At 67.1% G+C, this 1,271-nt stretch carries 1 protein-coding gene; it reads left to right on the forward strand.

Annotated features, from left to right (window positions below; all coding sequences use genetic code 11):
• Nucleotides 1-1,075: 1,075 nt before the first annotated feature.
• Nucleotides 1,076-1,271, forward strand: a 196-nt coding sequence (locus tag AB0J04_RS46190; RefSeq protein WP_363174740.1) for a hypothetical protein, incomplete at its 3' end; no start/stop codon positions are given.

Genomic DNA, 1,271 nt, shown 5'->3' on the forward strand with positions numbered 1-1,271 from the left:
GTCGCGACGCCCGGCACGCACTCTCGCCGCACCGGGCGAGAGCACGCACCGAACGCCGCTCCTTCTCCCACGGAGATCCATCAGAAGCCCCCTAGGCCCCGGCGTACATCCGTTCTACAGTCGACTGGACGGCCCCGGCCTGTGGCGGGCCCTTCACCTACCGTGACTTCGCAGCCTCCTGCGCCGGACGCCGGGTTACTCCCGCAACCCGGGCGCGCGCGGTCGAGGACCGGTCCGGTCGGCGGTTTCGGGGGAGCGGGCCGCCGACCGGGCCCGGTGGCCGCGGAGTTGACGCCAGGACCTGCCCCAGGGCAGGTCCTAGGTGTTCTGTCCAGGGAGGTCAAGAACTCCCCGAGGCCCTCGGGGGTGGTGCGGAAGCGCAGATAGAGATCCTGGCCGCTCTCTTCGCTGCCGTCGCCCGGGACCACCAGATACGAGGTCTCCCCGGCCTTCGGCGGCACCGCGAGCCGGATGGCCTGCTGGAGCTCGGCCCCCGGGATGTCCTGCCGCTCGCGCGGGGGCACGAGCAGGGCGTCGTCCTCGAACCCCACCGGCCACGGCGGTTTCAGCAGGAGCGCTCCGCCGAACAGCAGCAGGGCGCCGCACGCCACCACCAGAAGTACGCCGGACAGTCCGCGCCTTACGCGCTCCGCGCGGGTCGTGTCCCCCATCGGATTCTCTTCCTCTTCCTGAAGTTTCCCGTGCGACGCCTCAAAGAGAGTGACATCAGTGGATCATCGAATCCACACGCCCTTTCCATGAATTGGAAAAGACACTGCCCCCTCCCGGGCCCCGGTCGGCCGCTGATTCTCACGATCAGTAGCGACTTCATGGAATAAATATGAATGTCTGCACAGAAAGCATGCGCACACCTGCCGAACCGTTGATCTCGGGTTGGTGATCGCTTTGCATTCATGGCGATCTGTCCGGGCTGGTGCCCGCCGCCCGGTGCATCGATACTCACCTCCGGCTCCGGACGATCTTGCGTTCGGCCATCGAAATAGAGGGGGCGACCTACAGCTCGAGCAACGGCGATGTCATCCTGCAGCTCACAGACCTGCACGGAGACGTCACGATGACCCTGCGCACCAACGACGCGAACACCGCCGTCGTCGTCACGGCCACTGACGAGTACGGAAATTCCGTGGCCGGCGCCTGCAGTGCCCGCTACCGCTGGCTAGTGCCGCGGCAGGCAACGTTCGCCCGTCAAGGAGCGGCGTCCGGTGCGTGCTCTCGGCGTGCCGGCCGGAAGTCCTCGTACTGGACGTACT

Origin of the sequence: Streptomyces sp. NPDC050263, from assembly GCF_040655955.1 — a bacterium.
Lineage (GTDB): Bacteria > Actinomycetota > Actinomycetes > Streptomycetales > Streptomycetaceae > Streptomyces.